The sequence below is a fragment of the Corynebacterium aurimucosum ATCC 700975 genome, assembly GCF_000022905.1.
Taxonomy (GTDB): domain Bacteria; phylum Actinomycetota; class Actinomycetes; order Mycobacteriales; family Mycobacteriaceae; genus Corynebacterium; species Corynebacterium aurimucosum_F.
This window is the reverse complement of sequence record NC_012590.1, coordinates 1732097-1758133: the sequence shown is the minus strand read 5'-3', so window position 1 is coordinate 1758133 and position 26037 is coordinate 1732097. Positions and strand designations below refer to the sequence as shown.

The 26037-nt window shown below is 62.3% G+C and carries 25 protein-coding genes and 1 riboswitch; of the genes, 15 read left to right on the top strand and 10 right to left on the bottom strand.

Going from position 1 to position 26037, the window contains the following annotated elements:
* The first annotated feature begins 4 nt into the window (after positions 1–4).
* On the top strand, positions 5–1600 hold the full coding sequence (gene ffh, locus CAURI_RS08300) for a signal recognition particle protein (protein WP_010190431.1): 1596 nt from the start codon (positions 5–7) through the stop codon (positions 1598–1600).
* Positions 1601–1666: 66 nt separating this feature from the next.
* On the opposite strand, the gene CAURI_RS08295 is transcribed toward ffh, so the two are convergent.
* Positions 1667–3919 (bottom strand): acyltransferase family protein, encoded by a 2253-nt coding sequence (locus tag CAURI_RS08295; protein WP_010190430.1) that lies wholly within the window; start codon positions 3917–3919, stop codon positions 1667–1669.
* Positions 3920–4211: 292 nt separating this feature from the next.
* Between CAURI_RS08295 and rpsP the strand changes: the two genes are divergently transcribed.
* Positions 4212–4730, top strand: coding sequence for a 30S ribosomal protein S16 (gene rpsP, locus CAURI_RS08290; RefSeq protein ID WP_010190428.1), 519 nt, complete (start codon positions 4212–4214; stop codon positions 4728–4730).
* A gap of 66 nt (positions 4731–4796) precedes the next feature.
* On the opposite strand, the gene CAURI_RS08285 is transcribed toward rpsP, so the two are convergent.
* Both CAURI_RS08285 and CAURI_RS08280 read right to left on the bottom strand, forming a co-directional pair.
* Positions 4797–5465 carry a TetR/AcrR family transcriptional regulator gene (locus CAURI_RS08285; protein ID WP_012715120.1) on the bottom strand — a complete coding sequence of 223 codons (669 nt, stop codon included), beginning with the start codon at positions 5463–5465 and terminating at the stop codon, positions 4797–4799.
* 23 nt (positions 5466–5488) lie between these two features.
* Positions 5489–5887: a cupin domain-containing protein gene (locus CAURI_RS08280; RefSeq protein ID WP_010190426.1), complete on the bottom strand. Its 399-nt coding sequence runs from the start codon at positions 5885–5887 to the stop codon at positions 5489–5491.
* A 33-nt stretch (positions 5888–5920) separates the two neighbouring features.
* Here CAURI_RS08280 and rimM point away from each other — a divergent pair, with 33 nt between their 5' ends.
* Genes rimM through CAURI_RS08260 form a run of 4 tightly spaced genes read left to right on the top strand, consistent with a single transcriptional unit; the run spans position 5921 to position 9950 of the window.
* On the top strand, positions 5921–6421 hold the full coding sequence (gene rimM, locus CAURI_RS08275; RefSeq protein ID WP_010190425.1) for a ribosome maturation factor RimM: 501 nt from the start codon (positions 5921–5923) through the stop codon (positions 6419–6421).
* Positions 6418–7260, top strand: coding sequence for a tRNA (guanosine(37)-N1)-methyltransferase TrmD (gene trmD, locus CAURI_RS08270; protein WP_010190424.1), 843 nt, complete (start codon positions 6418–6420; stop codon positions 7258–7260). Before rimM ends, trmD begins: the two co-directional genes overlap by 4 nt.
* Positions 7261–7291: 31 nt before the next feature.
* A complete protein-coding gene (locus CAURI_RS08265; RefSeq protein ID WP_236660817.1) occupies positions 7292–7630 on the top strand; it encodes a hypothetical protein in 339 nt (112 codons plus the stop codon).
* A gap of 40 nt (positions 7631–7670) precedes the next feature.
* Positions 7671–9950, top strand: coding sequence for a Tex family protein (locus CAURI_RS08260; RefSeq protein WP_010190422.1), 2280 nt, complete (start codon positions 7671–7673; stop codon positions 9948–9950).
* Between the two features lie 217 nt (positions 9951–10167).
* Here the strand turns inward: CAURI_RS08260 and CAURI_RS08255 are convergent, their stop codons facing one another.
* Positions 10168–11277, bottom strand: coding sequence for an HNH endonuclease signature motif containing protein (locus CAURI_RS08255; protein WP_041729567.1), 1110 nt, complete (start codon positions 11275–11277; stop codon positions 10168–10170).
* Between the two features lie 331 nt (positions 11278–11608).
* Here CAURI_RS08255 and CAURI_RS08250 point away from each other — a divergent pair, with 331 nt between their 5' ends.
* A complete protein-coding gene (locus CAURI_RS08250) occupies positions 11609–13798 on the top strand; it encodes a YhgE/Pip domain-containing protein (RefSeq protein WP_010190416.1) in 2190 nt (729 codons plus the stop codon).
* Here the strand turns inward: CAURI_RS08250 and CAURI_RS08245 are convergent.
* The 6 genes from CAURI_RS08245 to thiC all read right to left on the bottom strand — a co-directional run bounded on the left by CAURI_RS08245 (position 13795) and on the right by thiC (position 19450).
* A complete protein-coding gene (locus CAURI_RS08245; protein WP_010190415.1) occupies positions 13795–14853 on the bottom strand; it encodes a ThiF family adenylyltransferase in 1059 nt (352 codons plus the stop codon). The two genes, CAURI_RS08250 and CAURI_RS08245, sit on opposite strands and share 4 nt — an antisense overlap.
* A 35-nt stretch (positions 14854–14888) precedes the next feature.
* Complete coding sequence (locus CAURI_RS08240; RefSeq protein ID WP_010190414.1) at positions 14889–15668, bottom strand: thiazole synthase; 780 nt, start codon at positions 15666–15668, stop codon at positions 14889–14891.
* A complete protein-coding gene (thiS, locus tag CAURI_RS08235) occupies positions 15669–15866 on the bottom strand; it encodes a sulfur carrier protein ThiS (protein WP_010190412.1) in 198 nt (65 codons plus the stop codon).
* Positions 15863–17008 (bottom strand): glycine oxidase ThiO, encoded by a 1146-nt coding sequence (thiO, locus tag CAURI_RS08230; protein WP_010190410.1) that lies wholly within the window; start codon positions 17006–17008, stop codon positions 15863–15865. The genes thiS and thiO overlap by 4 nt, the downstream gene beginning before the upstream one ends.
* Positions 17008–17655: a thiamine phosphate synthase gene (locus CAURI_RS08225; RefSeq protein ID WP_010190408.1), complete on the bottom strand. Its 648-nt coding sequence runs from the start codon at positions 17653–17655 to the stop codon at positions 17008–17010. The genes thiO and CAURI_RS08225 overlap by 1 nt, the downstream gene beginning before the upstream one ends.
* Positions 17648–19450 (bottom strand): phosphomethylpyrimidine synthase ThiC, encoded by a 1803-nt coding sequence (gene thiC, locus CAURI_RS08220; RefSeq protein ID WP_010190407.1) that lies wholly within the window; start codon positions 19448–19450, stop codon positions 17648–17650. Before thiC ends, CAURI_RS08225 begins: the two co-directional genes overlap by 8 nt.
* Positions 19446–19560: riboswitch (TPP riboswitch) on the bottom strand. (Overlaps the previous gene by 5 nt.)
* A gap of 173 nt (positions 19561–19733) precedes the next feature.
* Here thiC and rplS point away from each other — a divergent pair.
* From rplS to dprA, 8 genes are all read left to right on the top strand, one after another.
* The gene (gene rplS, locus CAURI_RS08215) at positions 19734–20078 is read left to right on the top strand and encodes a 50S ribosomal protein L19 (RefSeq protein WP_010190405.1); all 345 of its coding nucleotides are present in this window, start codon (positions 19734–19736) and stop codon (positions 20076–20078) included.
* 222 nt (positions 20079–20300) lie between these two features.
* Positions 20301–20996 (top strand): signal peptidase I, encoded by a 696-nt coding sequence (gene lepB, locus CAURI_RS08210; RefSeq protein ID WP_420805238.1) that lies wholly within the window; start codon positions 20301–20303, stop codon positions 20994–20996.
* Positions 20974–21675 (top strand): signal peptidase I, encoded by a 702-nt coding sequence (gene lepB / locus CAURI_RS08205; protein ID WP_029158993.1) that lies wholly within the window; start codon positions 20974–20976, stop codon positions 21673–21675. The genes lepB (CAURI_RS08210) and lepB (CAURI_RS08205) overlap by 23 nt, the downstream gene beginning before the upstream one ends.
* A 5-nt stretch (positions 21676–21680) precedes the next feature.
* Positions 21681–22322, top strand: coding sequence for a ribonuclease HII (locus CAURI_RS08200; RefSeq protein ID WP_010190397.1), 642 nt, complete (start codon positions 21681–21683; stop codon positions 22320–22322).
* An 87-nt stretch (positions 22323–22409) separates the two neighbouring features.
* Positions 22410–22715, top strand: coding sequence for a DUF2469 domain-containing protein (locus CAURI_RS08195; RefSeq protein WP_005528899.1), 306 nt, complete (start codon positions 22410–22412; stop codon positions 22713–22715).
* Positions 22716–22914: 199 nt separating this feature from the next.
* Complete coding sequence (locus tag CAURI_RS08190; RefSeq protein ID WP_010190391.1) at positions 22915–23352, top strand: YraN family protein; 438 nt, start codon at positions 22915–22917, stop codon at positions 23350–23352.
* The gene (locus tag CAURI_RS08185) at positions 23339–24862 is read left to right on the top strand and encodes a YifB family Mg chelatase-like AAA ATPase (RefSeq protein WP_010190390.1); all 1524 of its coding nucleotides are present in this window, start codon (positions 23339–23341) and stop codon (positions 24860–24862) included. Before CAURI_RS08190 ends, CAURI_RS08185 begins: the two co-directional genes overlap by 14 nt.
* Positions 24859–26037, top strand: coding sequence for a DNA-processing protein DprA (dprA, locus tag CAURI_RS08180; protein ID WP_010190389.1), 1179 nt, complete (start codon positions 24859–24861; stop codon positions 26035–26037). The genes CAURI_RS08185 and dprA overlap by 4 nt, the downstream gene beginning before the upstream one ends.

Sequence of the window (26037 nt, the reverse complement as noted above, 5' to 3'; positions counted from 1 at the left end):
TAACGTGTTTGAGTCTTTGTCTGACCGCTTGCAATCAGCCCTGTCCGGCCTGCGCGGCAAGGGCAAGCTGACCGAGGCGGACATCAACGCCACAGCACGCGAAATCCGTCTGGCGTTGCTGGAGGCGGACGTCTCGCTCAACGTCGTGCGCGGCTTTATTAAGCGCATTAAGGAACGTGCGGCAGGCGCCGAGGTTTCCGAGGCGCTGAACCCGGCGCAGCAGGTAGTCAAGATTGTCAACGAGGAGCTCATCGAGATTCTCGGCGGCGAGACCCGCCGCCTGAACCTGGCGAAGAACCCGCCGACGGTCATCATGCTCGCCGGCCTCCAGGGTGCTGGTAAGACGACCTTGGCGGGCAAGCTTTCTAAGCATCTGGCCGCCAAGGGGCACACCCCGATGCTGGTAGCTTGTGACCTCCAGCGCCCGGGCGCGGTGCAGCAGCTCCAAATCGTCGGCGAGCGCGCCGGGGTAGACGTCTACGCTCCGGATCCGGGTACCTCCCTGGATTCCCACGAGCATGAGATGGGTACCTCGCACGGGGATCCGGTTGACGTCGCCAAGCGCGGCATTGAGGAAGCCAAGCGCACGCAGCACGATATCGTCATCATCGATACCGCCGGCCGCCTGGGCATCGATGAAACCCTGATGACGCAGGCACGCAACATCCGCGATGCCGTCAACCCGGACGAAGTCCTCTTCGTCATCGACTCCATGATCGGCCAGGATGCCGTGCAGACCGCCGAGGCCTTCCGCGATGGCGTGGACTTCACCGGTGTCGTCCTGACCAAGCTGGACGGTGACGCCCGCGGTGGTGCGGCGCTGTCCATTCGTGAGGTCACGGGCAAGCCCATCATGTTCGCCTCTACCGGTGAGAAGCTCGAGGACTTCGATGTCTTCCACCCGGAGCGCATGTCCTCGCGCATTCTGGGCATGGGTGACCTGCTGACACTTATTGAGCAGGCGGAATCCAAGCTGGATCAGTCCAAGGCGGAGGAAGCCGCCAAGAAGATGGGCTCCGGCGAGATGACGCTCAATGACTTCTTGGACATGATGCTCATGGTGCGCAACCTGGGCCCGATGGGCAACCTGCTCAAGATGATGCCGGGCGGCAACAAGATGAACCAGATCGCCGACATGGTCGACGAAAAGCAGCTCGACCGTATTCAGGCCATCATCCGCGGTATGACGCCGGAGGAGCGTGAGAACCCGAAGATTCTCAACGCCTCGCGCCGCAAGCGTATTGCCCTCGGTTCTGGCGTGAGCGTGTCTGACGTCAACCAGCTCATCGAGCGCTTCACCGAAGCCAAGAAGATGATGTCTCAGATGGCCGGCCGTTTTGGCATGCCGGGCATGGGTGGAGGGCGTTCTGCTACCAAGAAGAAGCCGAAGGGCCGTAAGGGCAAGAACGGCAAGCGCAAGCCGCCGAAGCGTCGTGGTGGCGGCGGTATGCCGGGTGGAATGCCGTCGATGCAGGAACTGCAGAAGATGCAGGAACAGCTCGGCGGCGGCATGCCCGGGCTAGGGGATATCAAGATGCCCAAGGGCATGGAGAATATCGACCTCAACAACCTGGACTTTGGGCAGGGCAAAAAGAAATAACGAAGAATGCAGCAGCATTCTTCGTTAAGAAAGGGCCGGCGCTAAGTAAGCGCCGGCCCTCTTGTTTTAAATGGCTTTATCTGCCGGATATGCAGGATAGGGGATAGGCTCCGCGGGTGTGGCCGGTGACGTCTCAGCGGTCTGGGGCACCATGGGGCTGTCCGTCGGAATCTGCGGGGGCTGCTGCTGCACCGTCTCGCCCTTGAGGAAGGGGGTGATGGCTTCACGGATGAGCGGGATAGCCGAATCCGCGAAGGCCTTGGTGAAGTGGTGCATATCGCGGTACACCATGATGTTGCCGATGATGACCGGGCAATCGCCATTGGCATCGCAGAACCATTTCGAGGTGTCCACTGCCAGCATGTTCTTGTACTGGGAGAGGACTTCGGCGCCGGGGTCATAGGGGGCGTAGACCTCTTCGAAGCGCATGCCGCAGCCGAGAGAATCCTGGGTTGCTACGTAGCACTCATCAAACTGGAGGCCGTTGCCGTGCTCATCGAACCCCCACGGGTTATCGCGGAAACCCAAGAAGGGAATATCGTGCTTGGCCAACTCGTCCCAGAAGGCCTTATAGCCGGGCGGGACGGCGTCCGGGCCGTGACCCAAGGGTTGGCCGGGGCGCGTTGAATTAGAGACCACGAGGGCCGGGTCTGCGTCGATGATGCGCTTGACCACTTCCTTGCTCCATTCGGCGCAGGAAGGCTTTACGCTCAGCTCTTCACCGAGCTCGATGGGGCAACCCACGCGGGTGAGCGGAACCAGCTTGAAGCCCATCTCGCGGCCCAAGTGGTCCAAGGCCGAGGAATACTGCTCCGCGTGCGAACCTCCTACCAAGTAGACCTCGACATCGGAGTTGACATCACCGAAGATGCACGGCGTCTCGCCGTCCTTCTGGGTCTCGATGAAGTAGTCCGTTGGCTCTTGCTCCGGGATGAAGCACCAGTTGTCGGCGACTGGCGGCTGGATGCCGCGCGCGAGAATCGGGTCAGGCTTGATCTCCACGTTCTCAGGCGGCGTGATGTTCTCGACGAAGGTCGTCGCTCCTGGGTAGAGCCTCGGGTCGAGGATTTCGTGGTTCGCCTCCTGCAGGCTGCGCAGCCACAGCGGTTGAACGGCCACGAGCGCAACGGTGCAGGTGGCGACGACGACTCCGCCAACGCCGCGCAGAGCGCCGGTGCGCGTGCGAAGGTCGGCGAGACCGCGGTGGACGGGGAGGTCGTCGGCAAGCGGGCGTTTGCGGTGCTGGCGCAGGGGCTTCTCGACGAAACGGTGCGTCACGTCCGCCAAGCCCAGCGACACCACGATGATGATGGCCCCGAGCCACCACGGTGGAGTCTCAAGGCCGAGGGCGGCGATGGAAATGATGAGCAGCGGCCAATGCCACAGGTAGAGCGGGTAGGCGATATCACCGAGCCAGCGAGATACCCGGGTGGTGAGCACTCGCGAGAAAGACCCGCCGGAACCAATGATGATGAGTACTGCACCGCCGATGGGCAGAAGAGACAGCGGGCCAGGGAAGGCCAAGCTATCGGAAATAAGTAGGCCGGTACCAGCCAGAGCCGCCAAGCCGAGAGCCGTGGCAAGGTTGGACAGGCGCTGCGGCATGCGCAGGTGCGATCCATAGATGACGAGCACCGCGCCCAAAGTCAGCTCCCAGGCGCGCGACCATGTGGAGTAGTAATTTTCGGGGGTGCCAAAGAGGCCGTCGCGGGAGGCGTAGGCAAAAGAGGCGACGGTAACTACGAGGAGAATCGGGCCAGCGATGGAATTAATGGAAGAGAAGCGCTGTTCTCGCAAACCCGTGTTCTTCGGGCGCAGGCGCATGAACGCGGCCAGGCCGAGCGCGAAGAAGATGCCCAGCAGGTAGAACTGCCCCTGCACTGCCATGGACCACATGTGCTGCAGAGGCGATGTTGTTGCTGAAGCGGCGGCGTAGTCAGCGTTCTGCCGTGCTAATTCCCAGTTCTGGTAGTAGAAGACCGTCGCAGTGATCTGCTTGGTGAGCTCCGTGTTCATGAGCTTCGGGGCGAAGAGCCGGACAAGCACATAGCTCACGCCGATGACGAGCACGAGGGAAGGCACAAGCCGGCGGAGCGTGCGCCAGATGGGCCACCACGGGTTCAGGGAGGCATTCGGCCGCGCTGCATAGCGCAGCTGCGAGCCTAAGAAGAAGTATCCGGAAAGCAGGAGGAAGACATCGACGCCACCTGAGACACGACCAACAAAGACGTGGTACAGAACAACCAAAGCGATTGCGATGCCGCGGAGGCCGTCTAGATCGTACCGGTAGCGGAATGTAGAGGGGGCTTGTTTATTCATAAAAAGAGGGTTGTGTGGCGTCGAAATAACCGCATTACAGACTACCCCCTTCGCGGGGTAAGGCCTAACTCTGCAAGAGCTAAAGGGAATTTCCTATCTCGTGTGGGTTCCGCTAAAGTTGTTGAGGTTGTTCACGCACAGCGTGGAGGACTTAAAACTTCATCTCTGCGTAACGCCGGTACCGCCTACGGACGGCCGGCACGTCACGCGCAGGATAAATCCAAGGGTTGAACCGGCGCGCCACCAAACGGCGCGTGTCTGAACTGCCCGGTGACTAGAAAAGGAGCCAATCATGGCCGTTAAGATCAAGCTGCAGCGTATGGGTAAGATCCGCAACGCTGAGTACCGCGTCATCGTCGCTGATGCACGCACCCGCCGCTCCGGCAAGGCTATCGAGAACATCGGTATCTACCAGCCGAAGCAGGAACCGTCCCTGATCCAGATCGATTCCGAGCGCGCTCAGTACTGGCTGGGTGTCGGTGCACAGCCGACCGAGCCGGTTCTCGCACTGCTCAAGGTGACCGGTGACTGGCAGAAGTTCAAGGGTCTGCCGGGCGCAGAGGGCACCCTGAAGGTTGCTGAGGAGAAGCCGTCCAAGCTGGATCTCTTCAACGCTGCTCTGGCTGAGGCCAACAACGGCCCGACTATCGAGGCCATCACCGAGAAGAAGCGCAAGGCCAAGGAAGAGGCTGAGGCTAAGGCTGCCGCCGAGAAGGCTGCTGAGGAAGCTGCTGCCGCTGAGGCTGCTAAGGCCGAGGAAGAGGCTGCTAAGGCTGAAGAGGCTGACTCCGCTGAGGAGTCCGCAGAGTAATTCCTACTCGCCGAAGAGGCAATCCCCGCTGACCTGTTGGTCGCGGGGATTTTTGCGTCTGTACGGTTAAATCGTTGGGGCAGTGGGCTGGGCTTCTAGAGGGTTTTCGAAGTCCAAACCGCGGACAGCGGAAGCGATGACCGACTGCGCCATCTTTTCCATCCTTTCCTCGGACAGCGAAGCCAAGTGTCCGCTGAGACACAAGACCGTGAAGCCGTGCACCGTGGACCATCCAGCCAAGCAATTCTGCATCATGTTCTGCCTGTTAGGTTCTTGGCCAATGGACCGTGCATACTGCTCCATGTAGCCGTAGAAATTGAAGGCGGCCTGGACGCGTTGGTCCTCGCCGGGCCCTTCAGTCGCGGCCGCGAGTCCAGCCGGAATATCAAAGCCGCTCGTGGCCATCATGCACTCGAAGAAGTTCCGTTCCTCAAGGGCGTAGTGGTAGTAAGCAAAGCCAGCCGCCACCATTTTGTCGACGATATTTCCCTCCGTCGCTTCGAAGGTTTCGCCGAGCTTGGTGATGAGTTCGGAGGTGGCGACGGCCCCGACGGCGTCGAGAAGCGCGGCTTGGTCCTTGAAGTGACGGTATGCGGCGGTGGGGGAGACGCCCACCGCGCGCGTTGCGGCGCGAATCGTCACCGCCTCCGGTCCACCTTCCCGGCCGAGCTTGATGGCCTCCCGGAGGATCTCTTCATGCAAATTTCCATGGTGATACGGCTTCGAACTAGTCACAATAAAAGTATCGTACTAAAAGTCTAGACATTCGCGCCAATGTTTGGCGTAAACATGGTGAGCAGCATGAGTGCAGGTTGATCGCTGCAGGACACCGCATGTGGCACGTACGCCGGAAGGTGCACTATGCGTCCGGGAGTGAGCACGTGCTCTTCTTCTCCGCAACTAAAAGTCACCGCTCCTTGTAGTACTTGGACAGTGATAGGGTGCGCGGCTTTGTGGTCAGGCGGGTCTTGTCCAGGCAGGAAGGAGAAGAGGATGAGGTTCGCGCCATCGGCACTGAGGGCCCGCTTAACCGCTGGTCTGGGGCGCGATGGGTTTGGCTTAGGGGCCTCATCGAGCAGGTTCAGCGCTGTGAGCGCGGCGCTGCCATGGGAGGCGGCACCAAAGGTGGTCGCATCATTGATCGGAAGCTCAGTCATGCCGCCCCAGCGTAGCCCGTTAAGCTAGCAGGCATGGAACTACTCATTGGTCGCGTGGTGAAATCCCACGGCATTAAAGGCGAGGTCTCCGTCGAGGTGACCACCGATTCCCCTGAGACACGATTCGCCGTCGGCGAGGTTCTCCACGGCACACAAGGCAAGAAGGAACACGAACTCACCATCGCTGCGGTGCGCGCCCATAAGGGGCGCCTGCTCATCACGTTTAAGGAAATCCCGGACCGCACGGCTGCGGATTCCCTGCGTGGCACGCAGTTCTTCGCCGAGCCTCTGGATGATCCCGAGGATGACGGCTTCTACGACCACGAGTTGGAAGGCCTGCGCGTTCTCCTCGACAGAAAGGAGGTGGGCGAGGTGACCGGCGTGACGCACGGCCCCACGCAGTCCCTCCTTGAAGTCACTCTCGCCGAAGGCAAGGAAGCGCTCGTTCCCTTCGTGGAGGAGATCGTGCCGGAGATCGATCTGGACGCGGGGACCTGCACCATCACCCCGCCGGAAGGGCTGCTCGACTTATGAGGATTGACGTTCTCACCATTTTTCCGGAGTATCTCGACCCGCTGCGCCACGCGCTGCTGGGCAAGGCCATCGAGCAGGGAAAGCTCGCGGTGGGCGTGCATGACCTGCGCCAGTGGGCCACCGACGCGCATAAATCCGTCGACGATTCCCCTTATGGGGGCGGCCCCGGCATGGTGATGAAGCCCGAGGTGTGGGGGCCCGCGCTTGACGACGTCTCCTCCGGCACCGCCTCCACCCAGGACCTACAGAGCGCTTTGCCGCACCTAAGCAAGCCGCGCCACGACGATATCCATGGCGTCGAGGCGCGCTCCTATGGCGAGAGCGAGGATTCGGACAAGCCGCTGCTCATCGTGCCGACTCCCGCGGGAAAGCCTTTTACTCAGGCCGATGCACAGGCGTGGTCCGCGGAGGAGCATATTGTGTTTGCGTGCGGGCGCTACGAGGGCATCGACCAGCGCGTCGTCGACGATGCGCAGCAGCGTTACCGCGTACGTGAAGTCTCTATCGGTGACTACGTGCTCATAGGCGGCGAGGTAGCTGCTCTCGTCATCGCAGAAGCCGTCGTGCGCCTCATTCCTGGTGTGTTGGGGAACCGGCGCTCGCACGAAGAAGATTCCTTCTCCGATGGCCTGCTGGAGGGACCCAGCTACACCAAACCGCGCGAGTGGCGCGACCTTCAGGTTCCGGACGTGCTGACCTCCGGTGACCACGCCCGTGTGGACCGGTGGCGCCGCGAGCAGTCGCTGGCGCGGACGTGGCAGCGCCGCCCCGAGTTGCTGGATGCAGCGGAGCTAAGTGACGCCGATCGCGCTTACCTGGAAACCTTAGAGGAGGATTGAGATGGACGTGAGCACTGACTTGTCAATACTTATGACCGAAGCTGAATGGAACAAGGTCCTCGAAGGTATGCCGCAGCGTTTGCGTGAAGGCGGTGTCGAGCCACAGGACATCAACGCCGAGGTCGTGTCATTTACCTGCGAACCCGACAACATTCTGGTCAACGAGTACATGGATAAGCACGGCCAGCCGCCGGTGAGCGAACACGTGTGGCGCGTCATCGTCAACGGCACCTCTGACCTGCCGCTGACCAAGGTCACCGCCGCCGTCGCGGAGTGCTTGCCGCCGCACACGCTCTGGTACGGAACCTCAGAGATTGGTCACACCGAGTTTGGCCTGGGCACTTCCTGCGCGTGGCAGGGCGGGGTATAGGGTGAGAAGGTCTTAAGTCCCCGACCCAAAAAGAGGTTTTGTGAATATCGCAGCCACCATCGCTGGAGAGCTGGGCGTCAAAGAACAGTTTGTCGAAGCCGCCCTCAAGCTCATGGCGGAGGGTAACACCGTTCCGTTCATCGCCCGTTACCGCAAGGAAGCCACCGGCGGGCTGGATGACTCGCAGCTGCGTATCATCGAGGAACGCTCGACCTACCTGCAGGAACTGGAGGAGCGCAAGGAAACGGTGCTTGCCGCGATTGAGGAGCAGGGCAAGCTGACCGACGAGTTGCGTGCCCTCATCCAAGGCTGCGAAACCAAGGCGCGCCTGGAGGATCTGTACCTGCCGTATAAGAAGCGTCGCAAGACCAAGGCGGATATCGCACGTGAGGCCGGCCTAGAGCCGCTGACCGACAAGCTCATTGAGAACCCTTCGGCGGATCCGACCGAACTGGCAGGGGAGTACCTCACCGAAGGTTTCGAGGAAGCGAAGAAGGCCCTCGAGGGTGCTCGCGCTATCTTGGTGGACCGTTTTGCGCTGGACGCGGATCTCGTCGGCGAGGTGCGCGAGCGCATGTACACCAGCGGTTCCATGAACGCCGGCGTGGTGGAAGGAAAGGAAACCGAGGGCGCGAAGTTCAAGGACTACTTCGAGTTCTCTGAACCTTTCGACAAGCTTCCTTCGCACCGCATCCTGGCGCTGTTGCGCGGCGAGAATGAAGGCGTGCTGCAGCTCAACCTCGATGCCGGCGATGACGCCATGTATGAGGGCATGATCGCAGACCGCTTCGACCTGGACGTGTCTACGTCCCGCTGGCTTGCCGACGCCGTCCACTGGGGCTGGCGCACCAAACTCTCCATCTCCTCGGGACTCGACGTGCGCATGCGACTCAAGGAGAAGGCCGAGGAAGGCGCACTCAAGGTTTTCGCCACCAACTTGCGCGACGTTCTGCTGGCGGCCCCGGCGGGCCAGCGCGCGACGCTGGGCTTGGACCCGGGCTACCGCAACGGTGTCAAGTGCGCGGTCGTCGACCCGACGGGCAAGGTCCTTGCCACCACCATCGTCTACCCTCACCAGCCGCAGCAGAAGTGGGCTGAGGCGGTGAGAGAGTTGGCGTCGTTAAGCGCGGCGCATTCGGTGGATCTCATGGCGATTGGTAATGGCACCGCGTCGCGTGAGACGGAGAAGCTTGCCGGTGAAGTCGCGGACCTTATCGCGCAGGCGGGTGGGAAGCGGCCGAACCCCGTCGTGGTCTCGGAAGCCGGCGCGTCAGTGTATTCGGCTTCGCAGCTGGCAGCCGATGAATTCCCCGATATGGACGTCTCCCTGCGCGGCGCGGTGTCGATCGCGCGCCGCCTGCAGGATCCGCTGGCGGAGTTGGTGAAGATTGACCCGAAGGCGATTGGCGTGGGGCAGTACCAGCACGACGTCAACCAGGTCGCGCTCGCCCGCACCCTTGATGGCGTGGTGGAGGATGCCGTGAATGGCGTCGGCGTGGACCTGAATACGGCGTCGGCTCCGCTGCTGGAGCGCGTGGCTGGTGTGAACTCCACGATTGCGGCCAACATCGTGGCCTACCGCGATGAGAATGGCACGTTTGCCTCGCGCAAGGAGTTGAAGAAGGTGCCGCGCTTGGGGCCGAAGGCTTTCGAGCAGGCGGCGGGCTTCCTGCGCATCAATGGTGGCAAGGATCCGCTCGATGCTTCAGCTGTGCACCCGGAGGCTTACCCGGTGGTGGCGCGCATCGCGGAGAAGACCGGTCTGGGGGTTTCGGAGCTCATCGGCAATTCGCGGGTGTTGACGAAGCTGTCTCCGGCGGACTTTGCTGACGACACCTTCGGTGTGCCGACGGTGACGGATATCATCGCGGAGCTGGACAAACCTGGCCGCGACCCGCGCCCAGAGTTTAAGACGGCTACCTTCAAGGAAGGCGTGGACAAGGTCTCGGACTTGAAACCGGGCATGATTCTGGAGGGCACCGTGACCAACGTTGCGGCCTTTGGCGCCTTCATTGACATCGGAGTGCACCAGGATGGCCTTGTGCATGTCTCCGCGATGAGTCACAAGTTCGTCTCTGACCCGCACGATGTGGTTCGTTCGGGCCAGGTGGTGAAGGTCAAGGTCATGGAGGTCGATGTGGAGCGCCAGCGCATTGGTTTGTCGCTGCGGCTTGACGACGAACCCGGCAAGCCCGCGCCCAAGCGCCGCAACAACAACGGTGGGGGACAGAACTCCCGCCGTGACTCGAACCGCAAGGGCGGCCGTGGCCGTTCCGGCGGTGGCTCGATGGCCGATGCCCTCAAGAAGGCCGGCTTCTAAGCGTTCAAACGGTTCGGCGTTCGCGCGTTTTCCGGGAGAACGTTCAGTGCGGACGGCGGGTGTGTTTGTTCGGCGGGATGAGATCTAGTTGAGGGATCACCGAAGACGCGGAAAACCTGACGGTTCTGCGGGGCTTCCGCGTGGAGTCGGTGAGCCAGTCAGGTAGGAAAGCTACTCGGGCGGCACCATGCTGCGGCGAGCTGCTCTGGCGGGTGAGCTACCCAGGCGGTGGGCTACCGTTTGGTGGATCTGGCGGTTGGGCAGGGGGTGTGGCTTTCGCGAGCCGGTTGGCCGCTTCTTGGTAGGACGGCTGCGCGGTAATCGGTGTTCCCCAGGGCGGGATGTAGTCAACCGGTCCTTTCAGCCGAAAGACATAGCCTCTGCCGGTCGGGCTGGTGGGGTCATCGTCGTTGATGCCGTTATGGTAGGCGCACAGCATGGTCAGGTTGGGCGGATTCGTTTCTCCACCCGCCTGCCAGGGAATGATGTGGTGGACTTGGCAGTAGTCCGCTGGTTTATTGCAGTCCTCGATAGCGCAGGTGGGGTGCTCCGCACTGGCCATGATGCGCTGCTCGAGGCTGGCAAAGCGCGAAAGCCGGTGCAACCACACCGGGCCGATGGTGGGGTGGACCAATGTGGCGTAGCCAGTCTCGGCGAATTTGTAGGTGAGAAACTCTGCGCCGCTCATGCGCCCGCCGTTGGTGAGTTCGAGCTCGATGTCGTCGCCGTCGTGGCGGATGATTTTGTCAAGCTCGTCGAGTGTTATCACGACGTTTGTTCCCACCGCCGGCCGAGACCCCACATCCTCTTTGAAGAAGACCTGACGGGTGGCGTCCAGGAGGTCGGTGGGGTTAATGGACTCCAGAGTGCTGCGCATGGTGGAGATGTTGAGCGCGGAGTCAGTAACCGTGAGCGAGTGCGGGCCATTCTTGCGGTAGGTAAGGCGCACCCCTGGCGACGGCACGCGTTTCGGTTTGAGTTCCTTCAAACGCTCCGCCGCCACTGAAGGCACCCGCTCTGAAGGTGTGGATGCGAGCGCGACGCGCAAATCCCAGACGTCAAGCTGCTTCTTCAACTTGGCGGTATAAGTCTCAATTAGGCTCAGCGTGGCCAGGTCGTGGCCTTGACGTTGCGCCGCCTGGCGGGCTGTGCGCTGCTTGCCGGTGAAGCGGGTATCGCCGAAATAAATGGCATGAAGCGACGCCAGCTCTACCGCATCACCCCGCGAGGCGCCCAGCGCGCGCAGTCTTTCGGGTGCGCTGGTTGCTGCTTCCACCAGCGCAATCCCCGAGTTGCGAAGGCGGATGTAGGTTTCAATATCCCCCATGTGCACAGAGCCTAAAACAGGCCACGCGGCCCCGCAACCGGAGAAGAAAACGCCCTGGCTGCAGGCTGTAAAGGGCAGGGGCTTGCTGGATGAAAGCCCGATTCGAATGCACTCACTCGCCCGACGCAGGGGAGTAGGGGAGGTGTAGCTCAGGTGGTTCGCCGCGCGGCACAACGTGACGAATGGGTATAAGTTCACAATGCCAACTTATTCGGTGGTATGTTTGTTGAAACAAATGACTTAGTGGCCTCGCTCACGTTTGGGTGTCTGGATTAAATGGCTGGATAAACGAATAAAAGCGGACCTGAACCATCACGTCAAGGAGGCGGACATGAGCCGTGAGGCTGAATCCAACCGGGAAGCGGGGGCGAATAGTGCTTCGCGAGGAACGCCGCACGAGGGGAGCGCTGCTACCCAGAGCGCGGTAGGCCATGACAGTGAGGCGATGGGGTGGCACCGCGTCCTCGATTGGCGCCCCACGAGTACCTTGTCGCGCGTGCTCATCGTCTTCCTTCTCGTAGCGCCCATCGTTATCGCCGGCACCATGATGTGGGCGATGTGGGACCCCTCCAAGTACATGCGCAACATTGACTTGGCGGTGGTGAATGAGGACGTGGGCGTCGAGAAGCAGGGCACCTACACCAACTACGGTGACCAGGTTGTGGAAGGCCTGATGGAGACGCAGTATCTGAATTTCGCTGAAGTCAGCAAGGGCGACGGGGATGAGGGTCTGCTCAAGGGCAAGTACCTCATGGTCGTGACCATCCCGAAGAATTTCTCGGAGCAGGCCGTCACCATCATCAGCGATAAACCAGTCAAACCGGAGATTCATTTCGCCACCAATGATTATTACGGCACGAATGGCTCGGTGATTTCCTCCAGCCTCATCCCGCAGGTCCAGACCAGCGTGGAAAATGCGATTTCCAAGAAATACGCCGACCAGGTCATCGAGGGGCTGAATAAACTCAGCGATGGCCTGAGCACCGCGGCTGAGGGCACGGGCCGGATCGACGAAGGCGCTGGAAGGCTGCAGGAAGGCGGCGGGCGCGCGGTCGAGGGAATTGCCAAGCTGGACGCCGGTGCGGGCGATCTCAACAACGGTACGGGCCAGCTGCTGGACGGCACGAACCGCCTGAATGACGGGGTCGGGCGACTCAGCGATGGTGCCGCGCAGCTGGATGATGGCGCCGCGCAGCTTGCCGACGGCTCCGACAAACTGCTCGCCGGAACCGGCCGCCTAGCGGATGGTGCGGGCCAGATCGATGGCGGCGTCAACCAACTGACGGGCATGCTCATCCCGGTGCTCAAGCAGGCGCAGTCAGTGGCCCCGGCGCTGCTGCAGCTTGTCGACGTCCTCCGGGGCCTCGGCATGCACCAACAAGCCGACCAACTCTATTCCTTGGTGTCCAAGCTGGACCCAGCAGCCAGCGGAAACATGGTGGCGCAACTGGAGAAACTCTCTGACGGCACCGGCCAGCTTTATTACAACCTGTCCGATCCCAACTCGGAGTACCTCGGCGGCATGATGGCTCTCAATGACGGTGCACACCGGCTGTCCGATGGTTCCCAGCAGCTGCGCGCGGGCGTTGGCGAACTGGGCGACGGTGCCGCCCAGCTGCAGGACGGTGCTTCCCGCTTGTATGAGGGCACCGGCACACTGAAGGACGGCACGAGCCAGCTGGCCGCCGGTGGCACGGAGCTGAAGGATGGCATGGACCAGCTCAAGGCGGGATCCAACGAGTTGGCTACCAAGCTTGCCGACGGCGCCGCCAAAGCCCCCTCCATTACCCAGCCAGATACGTCCGCACAGAACATGGCCGTGCCCATCAACTTCACCTCCTCCAACCTTCACCCCGTACAGACGGTGGTCAGCCCGGTTGACCCGACCGAGAAGAACATCACAGGTGGCGCCTCACTACTCTTCGTTCTGGTCTTCGGCTTCCTCGTCATGCTGCTTCTGGCGATGACACTGCCGTATTACCTGGGCCGTCGCGGCGAGTCGGCCACGAGCCCAGTGCGTGGCATTTTGGCAGCCTTTGGCGTGGTGGCGGGCCTGAACTTCTTAGTCTTGGCCTTCATGGGGCTGATGTCCTCCACGATGGGGTGGAGCCCCGCCAGCTGGCCGATGATGCTGCTCGTCATCGCCGCCATCGCGGCCGTGGGTGCGGCGACCTACCAGTTCTTCCTCGTAACTTTTGGCCGCAAGATTGGTGCCGTCTTCGCCGTCGGTGCTTTTGCCTTAGGCGTCATGGTCTTCGGCGGCGTGTGGCCGGTGGCGGCTATTCCGCGGCCGCTGAGCATGCTGCATCCTTTCCACCCGATGACCTATGCGAAAAACGCCTTTACTCGCGCCACCGACGGCATCCACGATGGGACCTTCTGGGCGGGTATTGCGGTGCTGTTCATCGTGACCGCTCTGGCACTGGTGGCCTCCTGCGTGATTTTCCGGGCCCGCCACCATGGCACCGCGCGCATCCTCGACGAGCACCTCTTCCGCACGCCGGCGGTGGCTGGCGCCTAATAGTCGTGCGCTGCGAGCCCACCGGGAAGGTTGCGCAGCTCGATGCCCATGTCTGCGGCGAGATCCGCGTAGCGCAGGACAAAGCCAGCGCTGCGCCCACCGGAGGGGCAGGCCACGTAGATCAGTTCGGAGGCGCAGGCGGATAGTGCTCGGCGCACGGAATCATCATCGGTGACGGTATGCCAGGGCAGCGTCACCGCGTCCGCAAAGAAGTTGGGCTCCTCGGAGATATCGAGGAGGGCGGCGTGGCCGTCGCGAAGCTCCGGCGGAAGGCTGCGCTCACCGGGCAAGGCACTGATCAGCGGGCGTTCGGGATCCGGGCCGACCTTGAGCGTGCGGAAGCTTCCGGGGAGCGCGTCGTAGGAGGTTACGCGCCCGATCATGTCTCGATGATCTGGGAGTACACCGAGCGTGGCGACCGCAGCGGTGGCCATGAGCCCCGCGATGACCGATGTCGTAGCCCCCAGGACCCCAGCAGTTGAGCACTCGAGAGCCTCGCCATTAGGCGGGGCGGGGAAGAGATCGCGCAAGCCGACCCCGCGCCCGTCGGCACATGCATTGCCGGAGTGCCACAGCGCGGCCTGCCCGCCGTAGCGCAGCACGGTACCCCAGGCCAGCGGGGTAGAGGTGAGCTCGCATGCATCAGCGACGAGGTATTTCGTGTCGAAGGTATCGGAACCGTCGAGGACGAGGTCGGCCTCCGAACACAGGTCGAGGACGTTGGAGGAATCGAGGCGTTCTTTAAGTGCGGTGATGGTGAGCTCGGGGGAAAGCTCGCGGGCGCGCGCGGCGGCTACTTCCGCCTTGGGCTTGCCGACGTCTCCCACACCAAACAGCACCTGCCTGTGCAGGTTGCTGAGATCGACGGTATCGGAATCAATAATCGTGATCCGCCCGATGCCTCCCGCGGCGAGCTGCTGGAGGGCCGGGCAGCCCAGCCCGCCGGTGCCCACGACGAGCACGTGCGCGGCATGAAGCCGCTCCTGGGCCGCGTCACCGAAGCCGGGTAGAAGGCGTTGGCGCGCGGTGCGAGCGAGTTCATCTTTGCTGAGCATGGGTCCCTCTTGTCGCGGCGATCAGTGCTATTGGTCTAGAGAACTTGGTCGGCCCAGGAGGCTAGGCCCTCGAAGGTGGAGGAGGCTTGGGCATGCTCGCGCTCCGGGATGCGCCCTGCACTTCGGGCTAGGCGTCCGGCTTCGACGGCGTGGCGCATGGCGGTGGCCATGGCTTCCGGGTTCTGGCAACGGTTGACCGCGCTGGCGAGCAGCACACCGGAGCAGCCGAGCTCCATGGCGAGGGCGGCGTCGGAGGCGGTGCCGATGCCGGCGTCGACAAGCACGGGCACTGAGGCCCGCGAGCAGATGAGCTCGAGGTTGTGCGGGTTGAGGATGCCCAAGCCGGTGCCGATGGGGGCGCCCAACGGCATGACGGCTGCCGCTCCAGCATCTTCGAGGCGCTGGGCGGCTACGGGATCGTCGCTGGTATAGGCCAGCACGGTAAAACCTTCGGCGGCAAGCAGCTCGGTGGCGTCGAGGGTTTCCACGACATCGGGCAGCAGCGTGTGTTCATCGGCGATGACCTCGACCTTGACCCAGGTGGTCCCCAGCGCCTCGCGGGCCATGCGGGCGGTGAGCACGGCCTCGCGCGCGGTGCGACACCCTGCGGTGTTGGGGAGTGGGGCAATATCTAACCGGCGCAACAGGTCGAAGATGCTCTCACCACCACGGGTACCAGCGTGGCGGCGCATGGCCACGGTAGTCAGCTCGGTTCCGGAGGCGACGAGCGCGCGCTCAAGGGCCTCGTGGCTCGTGGCCCCGCCGGTGCCCATGATGAGGTGGGAAGAAAAGGTGGTATCGGCGATAGTGAGCATTTAACCTCCTTGGACTGCGGTGAGGATTTCCACGGCTACGCCCTCTGTGAGTGGGGTGGACTCCCACTGTGAGCGGGGAACGACCTGTTCGGACACAGCCACGGCGGTGCCATCAGCGTCTATGCCTTTTTCATCCAGCAGCTGAGCGACGGTGCCTGCTGCCGTGTCACAAGGCTGGCCGTTGAGAATCAGAATCATGGTTGCTCCTTGAGGTGTCGTAGGGGGCTGCAGGCCGCGAGATCAATGCTCGGTTCAGTGCCTTCGATGAGCTCTCGTGTACAGCGCGCGGCCAGGGCCGTGAGCAGAATGCCGTGGCGGAAATAGCCGGTAGAGATGACGAGCTTGTCGCTTACGCGGCCGAGATACGGCAGATCATCTGGCGTGCCGGGGCGAGCCCCCGCGCTGGCCTCGAGGAATTCGCATTCTTCGACGGCGGGCAGCACACGGGTGGCGTCGCGAAGCAGTGAGTAGACACCGCCCGCTTGGGCCGTGGCAAGAGTGTCCTCGCGGGTTGTAGCGCCAACCGCCAAGGTTCCATCGCTGCGGGGGATGAGGTAGATGGGGCGATCCTCCACGAAGCCGCGCACCACGCGGGTGAGCAGCGGCTGCAGCTCGTCAGGCACGCGAAGGCGGAGGATATCGCCGTATACCGCACGCAGGTGGAGCGGAGATTCTTCAAGCCCGGCCGAGGCAGCCCACTCGATATCGCGTGCTCCCAGGCCTGCTGCGAGCACTACCTGTTCAGCTTCGAACTCGCCGGCGGCCGTGGTGACCACGCCCGTGTCAGCATTGATTGACTGTGCTGCCGTGCGGAAGAAACGCACACCGAGCGCTTGGGCTGCGCTGATGAGGGCAGCTGTCCACTGGCGGGGGAGGACCTGTGTGTCACCCGGGATGCTCACCGCAGCAGTTAGACGTGGTGAGAGCAAAGGTTCGGCGCGCCGGGCTTCGCGCACGGTGATGCGCTCGACCTCCATACCGTGGAGGGACTGATAATCCGCCAGCTCGGCGAGGTGCTGGGCATCTGCACGATCAGCGGCGACGACGAGGGTTCCTTCGGCGCGGTATCCAGTTGGGACCTCGGTGTGCTGAACCACGAGATCGATAAGCTCTGGATACCACGCGCCGGAGGCACGCATCAGCGGGAAGAGAGGATCCTGCTGGTAGACCACCTCGGCGGCGGGGGCGAGCATGCCGCCGGCATAGTGCGAAGCCCCAGAGGCCGGGGCCGGATCCAAGACCGTGACCTCATGACCCCGCGCGGCTAGTTCCACGGCGGTGGCCAGACCAATGACGCCCGCGCCGACGACGATGACTGAAGAATCAGAGCTAGTACTCATCACGCACCTTCATCGAAACCGGACAGCAGCTCACGGCAATAAGCTTCCGGGTCCGCGGCATGCATGATGCCGCGCACGACGGCTAGGCCGGCCACGCCAGTTGCCGCAAGATCGGCTGCATCCTCAGCGGTGACATCACCGATAGCCACGAGCGGCACGCGGGAGAGCTTCACTAATTCCGGGTAGGCGTGAAGCCCTAATGGTGTGCGGCCGGAGTCCTTCGTCGGAGTCGCGCGGAACGGGCCGCAACCGATGTAGTCAATGACATCTGCGACGTCATTGGCGGACTCAACCAACTCGCGGGTGCCGGTGGTCAGGCCGATGATCGCATCCGGGCCCAACAACGCGCGGGCAGCGGCCACGGGCAGATCATCCTGGCCGACGTGCACGCCGTGCACCGGCTCGCCGGCGTGGCGGAGGGCGGCGGCGACGTCGACGCGGTCGTCGATAAGCACGCGCGTTTCTGGGTTGGCCTTCGCCACCGCGCGGGCTACGTCGCGGCCTAAGCAGTAAAGGTCGCGGGCGGAAATCGGCTTGGAGCGTACCTGCACCACCCCGGCACCGCCCCGGGCCGCTGCAGCAGCAATGCGCACGACGTCCTCATGCGTGCCCGTGCCCGTGACGAAGTAGCAGCGAAGATCAGGCATGCGCGGTTTCTTCTTCCTGATAGAGCTGCGAACCTTGGGCCTTGAACTCTTCCGACATCTGTTTCTCACCGGCACGGGCAGCTGCCACGACCTCGGGATCGATGGCCTCTTTACCCGGGAAACTTGGCATGCCAAGGGAATCGGAGAAGGTATCCCGAATGTCCTGGCTGATACGCATAGAGCAGAACTTCGGACCGCACATGGAGCAGAAGTGCGCGGTCTTCGCCGGCTCCGCGGGCAGGGTCTCATCGTGGTAGGCCTGCGCGGTGTCCGGGTCGAGGGAGAGCGCGAATTGGTCGTGCCAGCGGAACTCGAAGCGGGCCTTGCTCATCGCATCATCCCAAGCGCGCGCACCTGGGTGGCCCTTGGCCACGTCGGCCGCATGGGCCGCAAGCTTGTAGGTGATCACGCCGGTCTTCACATCATCGCGGTTGGGGAGCCCCAAGTGCTCCTTCGGGGTGACGTAGCACAGCATGGCCGTACCCCCCATGGCGATGTGCGCTGCACCAATGGCGGAGGTGATGTGGTCATAGCCCGGTGCGATATCCGTAACCAACGGGCCCAGCGTGTAGAAGGGAGCGTCCGAAGCCCAGTCCTGCTCGAGCTCGTTATTTTCCTGAATCATGTTGAGCGGCACGTGCCCCGGGCCTTCCACCATGACCTGGACGTCATACTCCCAGGCGCGCCGGGTGAGCTCACCGATGGTCTTGAGCTCGGCGAATTGGGCGGTGTCGTTGGCATCTGCCAAGGAGCCGGGGCGCAGGCCATCGCCGAGGGAGAAAGCGACGTCGTAACGCGCGAAAATCTCGCACAACTCGTCGAAGTTCTCGTAGAGGAAGGACTCCTTGTGGTGCGCCAGGCACCAGCCCGCCATGATAGAGCCGCCGCGGGAAACAATGCCGGTGACGCGGTTTGTGGTCAGCGGCACGTAGGGCAAAAGCACGCCAGCGTGCACGGTCATATAGTCCACGCCCTGCTCACACTGTTCGATGACGGTATCGCGGAAAATCTCCCACGTCAGGTCTTCTGCGACGCCATTGACCTTCTCCAGCGCCTGATAGATGGGCACGGTGCCGATGGGAACCGGCGAGTTGCGCAGGATCCACTCGCGGGTGGTGTGGATATCGTCACCGGTGGACAGGTCCATGACGGTATCCGCGCCCCAGCGGGTGGCCCAGCGCAGCTTGGATACTTCCTCGGCGATGGAGGAGGTCACCGCGGAGTTGCCAATATTGGCGTTGATCTTGGTCAGGAACTTCCGGCCGATAATCATCGGCTCCGACTCGGGGTGGTTGACGTTATTAGGCAGGATTGCGCGGCCACGGGCGATCTCGGAGCGCACGAACTCTGGATCACAGTGCTCACGCAGGGCCACGAACTCCATCTCCTTGGTGATGATGCCCTGGCGTGCGTAGTGCATCTGGGTGACGCGCTTGCCATCCTTAGAACGCAGCGGCTGGCGACGTTCCCCCTTCCACTCCTGGGAGGCGGCACCGCGGCGCTCGGCCGAGCGGCCATCATCAGCGAGGTTGCGTGCGCGGCCCTCATACTCCTCAACGTCCCCGCGCTCCGCAATCCATTCGGCGCGCAGGGCCGGCAGACCAACTTCGGGCTCACACTCCGGGCCGCGGGTGCGGTAGATGCGGAAAGGCTCATTCGGGCCGGTAGGGGAATCATCCAGCTGAATCTCGGTCTCCGGTACCTCTAGGCCATGCTCCCGGATGGGGGAGTAGGAGTGCTTGGGGTGGATCTCGCCGGAGTCAGTGGACTGGATGGGGTTATGGGTAGCCGTCATGGCTGCTCCTCTCTTCCTTCGCTGGTGCTAACCAGACAGGTTCAAACGGTGCAGGCGCGGTATCAGCGCCACTCTCAGCCCACTTCCCGTGGGCACCCGTGGGGTATCAGTGCGTCACCCACCTTAGAGCCCGCAGTGAGGAGATGTCAGGCGTTTGAGGGAATTTGTTCTTCCGGGGTGGGGTGTGGAAAGATGGCGATGTTCTGTGTAATAGGCACGAACCGGTCAGCTGCCGCGAGGTGGCGCCAGGGTCCTCTGTCTTAAACTGAAAAGGAAAACACCAATGGCAAACCTCATTGACAAGGTTGATGCAGCTTCGCTGCGCGACGATATCCCGTCCTTCCGCCCGGGCGATACCCTTGACGTCAACGTCAAGGTCATCGAGGGCACCACCGAGCGTACCCAGCTCTTCAAGGGTGTCTGCATCCGCCGTCAGGGCGATGGCATCCGCGAGACCTTCACCGTGCGTAAGGTCTCCTTCGGCATCGGCGTTGAGCGTACCTTCCCGGTTCACTCCCCGAACATTGCCTCCATCGAGGTAGTTCGTCGCGGTCGTGTTCGCCGCGCCAAGCTGTACTACCTGCGCGACCTGCGCGGCAAGAAGGCCCGCATCAAGGAGCGCCGCTAGTTCTAGCTGCTCTTCAGCCCTCCGCTTGCCACCGATTCTTGTGGCTAAAGCGGAGGGCTTTGTGCTTTCAGCGGTCCTCCGGCCGAGCCGCATACCGGGATGTCGGCGCACATTGCTAGGATTTAGCCCGTGGAAAAAGAAAACGACATTACTGAAGGTTCCCAGGGGGTTGGGGGAGAGGCGTCGGAAAGCGCGGCGCCCCCAGCTGAAGAAAAGAAGCAGATGCCCTGGTTGCTGGAGACCGCCCTCGTAGTGGTCGCCGTGCTCGCAGTCGTCGGCATTTTCCAGAACTTTGTAGGCCGGCAGTACGTGATCCCTTCCGGTTCCATGGAGCCGACATTGCATGGCTGCGAAGGCTGCAATAACGACCGGATTTTTACCGAAAAGATTTCCTACTACGGCGACAACAGCCCTGAGCCCGGTGATGTCGTGGTATTCAAGGGCACCCCGGACTGGGACCGCAATTGGGTTTCCCCGCGTTCCGATAACCCGGTCATCCACCGCATTCAGGATGCACTGAGCTACGTGTCCCTCACCCCGCCCGATGAGAACACCCTGGTCAAGCGCGTCATTGCCACCGGTGGCCAGACGGTGTCCTGCCAAGAAGGGGATCCGGCGGTCATGGTGGACGGCAAGCCCATTGAGCAGGACTATGTACAGGATCCACCGACCTATCGCGTTGATGAAACCACCGGTTCCTATGCCTGCGGCGGCGCGTACTTTGGCCCCGTGACTGTACCGGAGGGCAATATCTGGGTAATGGGAGATAACCGTACGGCCTCCGCGGACTCGCGCTATCACATGCAGGATGAGTACCAGGGAACGATCCCTCTGGAGAATGTTCGCGGCAAGGTCATGTTCATCTTCTTCCCCTTCAACCGTATTGGCGGAGTCGATGACCCGGACATCCAGTCCTAGAGTCCGCGATGTTCTGTCGGCGCTGGCTGTCACCTTCGTGGCGCTGGCGTTGATTCAGGCTTTCGTGGGAAGGCTGTATCTCATCCCGTCTTCCTCCATGGAGCCCACCCTGCATGGCTGTCCGGGGTGCACGAATGATCGCATCGCGGTGCAGAAGGTGAGTTATTACTTCAGCGACCCGCGCCCGGGAGAGGTTGTGGTCTTTGCTGGTCCGGAATCGTGGAACACCTCCTTTGAGGTCAAGCGTTCCCGCAATGTGTTGCTTCGCGGTATCCAGAACATGGCGGCTGTTGTAGGTCTGGCTCCCAACGGCGATAACATTTTGGTCAAACGGGTTATCGCTACCGGTGGTCAGACCGTGTCCTGCCAGGAGGGCGATCCGGCCGTCATGGTGGACGGCCGACCCACCAACCAGGAGTTTGTCCTCGATCCTCCGGAGATACCCGTCGATGAGCGGGTGGGATCGCAGGCCTGTGGAGGCGCGTACTTTGGGCCCGTCACCGTTCCCGAGGGGCACCTGTGGGTTATGGGGGATAACCGCACAAACTCCTTGGATTCGCGCGCACACCTAGGCGATAAGCTCCAGGGCACCGTTCCAGTAGAGAACGTGCGCGGGAAGGTCGCTGCCGTGGTGGTGCCGATTAGCCGTGCGCACACTGTCGAGGACATGTCCCTCTAACCGCTATGCGCCGTTTGAAGCAGAAGAGGACCTATGAGGTCGCGCTCTCCAAAGCAGGGCTGGGGCCTGTTGCCGGGGTGGATGAAGCCGGGCGCGGGGCATGCTGCGGGCCAGTGACCATCGCCGCGTGCATCCTTCCGGACCGCATCCTGCCCGGCTTGGAATGGCTTGATGATTCGAAGAAGCTCACGCCGGCGGCCCGGGAAAAGCTGGAGCCGGTGATCAAACGCCGTGCGCTGGCCTGGTCGGTGGTGCACATAGGTGCGAAGGGCATCGATGCCTTTGGTATTCAGCACGCCAACCTGTCAGGGATGCGCCGCGCGGTGGCACAGCTGGGGATCCGTCCGGGCTACGTGCTGAGCGACGCCCTCTTCGTCCCGGGCCTGCCCGCCCCGCAGCTGCCCATCATCGGCGGCGATACCGCCGCACGCTGCATCGCTGCGGCCAGTGTTTTGGCCAAAGTTTCCCGGGACCGCCTCATGGCGGACGTGGCGAAGCAGTACCCGGGCTATGCTCTGGAAACCCATAAGGGCTATGGCACAGCTGTGCATCAGGAGGCCATCGCCCGGCTGGGGGCGACGCCTGAGCACCGCATGAGCTATCGCAATGTTGCTGAAGCTCATGCACGATTCCTCGCGCGCGCCTGAAGGCTTAGGCGGGAAGTGCGAACTAAGCTTGTGCTCAATCTGTGACACCGTTATTCCGGGTAATTGTGAGCGAAGGAGAAGCACACCGTGAGCGCTGAGGAACTCGATAACTACGAGGCTGAAGTCGAGCTGTCGCTGTACCGCGAATACCGTGATGTGGTCAGCCAATTCTCCTATGTCGTGGAAACCGAGCGCAGGTTTTACCTGGCCAATGCGGTGGAGCTCATCCCGCACACCTCAGGCCCGGATGTCTACTACGAGGTCCGCATGTCGGATGCCTGGGTGTGGGACATGTACCGCTCGGCGCGCTTTGTGCGCTACGTCCGTGTGATCACCTATAAGGACGTCAATATTGAGGAGCTGGACAAGCCGGACTTTGTTCTCCCTGAATAGAGAAGAGTGCGGGGAAACGCTATCGAGGTGACCCCGGACTAGTTATCCACAGATTTGCCGTGGCAAGGGTTGAAGCCCTCGCCACAGGGCTGCTGATTGGGGTGTTCTGGAAGTGCCGTAAGGGGTGTGCGGCACGGGGATTTTCTTGTGTCGTGCTTACGGCGTGTTGTGTACACGTTCAATTCCAAGGAGCACCATAGTGACAAGAAATCTAGCAACCTCTCTGCACTCACCGACCGTGGGGCAGACCATTCGCCCCGCGGATGCGCTAGGAAAAGCAGGGGAGAAATTTGCCGCTGACTTTTATCGCGCACGCGGGGCGCAGGTCATTGCCGCAAACGTTCACTACCGCGTGGGCGAGCTCGATCTCGTTGTGCGCGAGAGCGATGGGACCATTGTCTTTTGCGAAGTAAAGACTCGGGCGACCCGCAATTTTGGAGTCGCGGAGGCGGTAACCCCACGCAAGCTAAAGCGCCTGCGCAAAGCAGCCGCGCAGTGGCTGAGTACTGCGCGGAGTGAGAACCAGGCATTAAGCAAGGTTCGTTTTGATGTGCTTGGGCTCGTGGCCACTGGGGCGAAGTCGGGGGAAGCCTTCGAAGTGGAATATTTCCAGGGGGTCGATCATGGCTCTCGGTAGGTGCGACACGATTGCGCTAGATGGAGTCCTGGCCCGAGTGGTCACAGTGGAGGCCAACGTTGGCCCCGGACTTCCCGGAATCCACGTTGTAGGGCTGGGGGATGCTGCGATCTCTGAGTCGCGAGATCGTATCCGCACCGCGGTGAGCAATTCGCATTTGCCATGGCCTAAGACGAAGGTCGTGGTGTCCATGTCGCCGGCGTCGCTGCCTAAAGCCGGGGCTCACTTTGACCTCCCGATGGCTTTGGCAATCCTAGCGGCCGGGCAGAGTGAGAGAAGTCGGCTCAGCGGGGCGCTCATCCTCGGCGAGCTGGGATTGGACGGGCAAGTGCGCCCAGTTTCTGGCATCATCCCGGCGATCCTGGCCGCGCGCTCGCAAGGCTATGACACCCTCATCATTCCTGTGGGCAATGCGGCGGAGGCGGCATTGGTGCCCGGAATGACAGTCCTCGTGGCCGAAACCCTGTGGGATGCTTTTGCCTGGGCGTGCGGGAGCGATTGTCTGCCGGATGCGCGTCTCATCGCACACGCGGCAGCGCCTGCCCGCGAACAGGTCGCAGACTTCAGCGAAGTCGCCGGCCAGAAAGAAGCCAAGTGGGCGGCAGAAGTCGCTGCCGCCGGCGGTCACCACGTGATGATGGTGGGACCGCCCGGCTCTGGAAAATCGATGATTGCTTCGCGCTTGCCGGGCATCCTGCCGCGCTTGAGCACGGAGCAGGCAGTAGAAGCCACAGCCATCCACTCGGTGGCTGGGACCGTTGGCACCGCCGTTTCTCGTGCTCCCTTCATAGCACCGCATGCTTCGGTGACAAGGGCCGCGCTGATCGGTGGCGGCTCGGGGCGCCCGCGACCAGGCGCGGTGAGCCTAGCCCACCATGGTGTGCTCTTCCTCGATGAAGTTAGTGAGGTTCCAGCGCAGGTTCTCGATAGTTTGCGCGCCCCTTTAGAAGAAGGGCAGGTGCGCCTGACGCGAGCGAGCAGAGAAGTCATCTTCCCTGCACAATTCCAACTGGTATTAGCCGCGAACCCCTGCCGGTGTGGGGCCGAAGAACCAGCGCGCTGCGAGTGCCGTGCGGCAGACAGAATGAATTATCTGTCGAACCTTTCAGGGCCGCTGCGGGACCGCCTCGACATCATCGTGTCACTATCGGGGCAGTCCGCAGTGCTTCATGCCGAAGGGGAGGAAAGCTCCGCGGACATAGCGCAGCGCGTGGCTGCCGCCCGGGAACGGATGAAAGCGCGGTGGGAGGCTGACGGGTTGGGGAGCGTGGTCAATGGTGCCGTGTCCGCTTCTTATCTGAGGCGCCACCGCTCGGCGGCGGAATCGGCGATGATTATGCTTTCCGCTTATCTAGCGGAAGGTGAGCTGAGCCAACGTGGAGTAGATCGGGTGCTTCGTCTGGCATGGACTTTGGCAGACCTTGATGGCTCCGCACGCCCCGAGCTGGACCATGTCAGTCGGGCGCTGGATCTCCGCGGTGCCGGAACCATCGAGAGGCTGGCAGCATGAGCGAGCTCAATCTATCGAGTACCCGGCACACGTGGGCCTACCTTAACCGCGTTGTGGAGGGGCCTTCACCAACCCTCCACGGGCTGCTGAGTCAATACCCGGCTGAGGAGATCGCCCGGGGAATCTACAAGGGCGAGGACTGGATCGGCCCCTTGCGGCAGGCGACGGCTTCGCGGCGCGACTGGCTGCGGCAAGAAGAAGACCTCGCCGCCGCGGAAGCGGTGGGGGCACGACTGATAACACCCGCGGATGCGGAGTGGCCGGGAGAAGAGTTTTCGCGAGCCTTTGGCTTCTACCACCAAGGAATGGTGGAAGCCCCAGCAACATTTGATGACCAAGCGTTTCCTCCTCACAGCCTGTGGATCCGGGGAGGGAACCTGCGCGAAACGGTATCCCAATCGGTGGCATTGGTAGGCACACGTGCGGTGAGCCGATATGGCTGGGAAGCCGGCTCACTTCTGGCTAGCGGCCTTGCCTCCCACCAATGGACTGTGGTTTCCGGCGGGGCGGTCGGCGTCGATACGGCAGTCCACGAAGCCGCGCTGGATGCAGGAGGCCTAACGGTGGCGGTAGCGGCTTGCGGCATCGACATCTCTTACCCAGCACGCAATGCAAAGCTCTTTGACAGAATCACCGAGAAAGGATGCATCGTGTCTGAGTTCGCGCCGGGCACGCGGCCGCAGCGCTTTCGCTTTCTATCCCGCAACCGCCTTGTGGCGGCGATGACGAGCGGCACCGTGGTGGTCGAAGCCGGATTCCGCTCAGGAGCGCTCAACACGTTGAACTGGGCGGAAGCACTGGGCCGGGTTGCCATGGCAGTGCCAGGGCCCATCACCACGTCTGGGTCCTTGGGGTGCCATCAACGTATCCAGGATGGGCGGGCTCAGTTGGTGGCCTCTGCGGATGAAGTGCGGGGTTTGGTTGGCAAGGCGGGGGAGGTGGACGTGGCCGGCCAGTATGAACTGGAGTTTCAGCCGACTGCGGTGCAGCGTTTGTCCCGCAATGAGCTTCGGATATATGACTCCACTCCGCCGGAAAGCGCGGAGGAAGGTGCGAGCGCAGAAGATATCGCGGCGGCTGCAGGAATGCGGGTGGCGTTGACTATTCACCTGCTCGTGGCCATGCAAAAGATGGGGGTGATCACCCGCTCGGGCGCGATGTGGCAGCGCACCTGA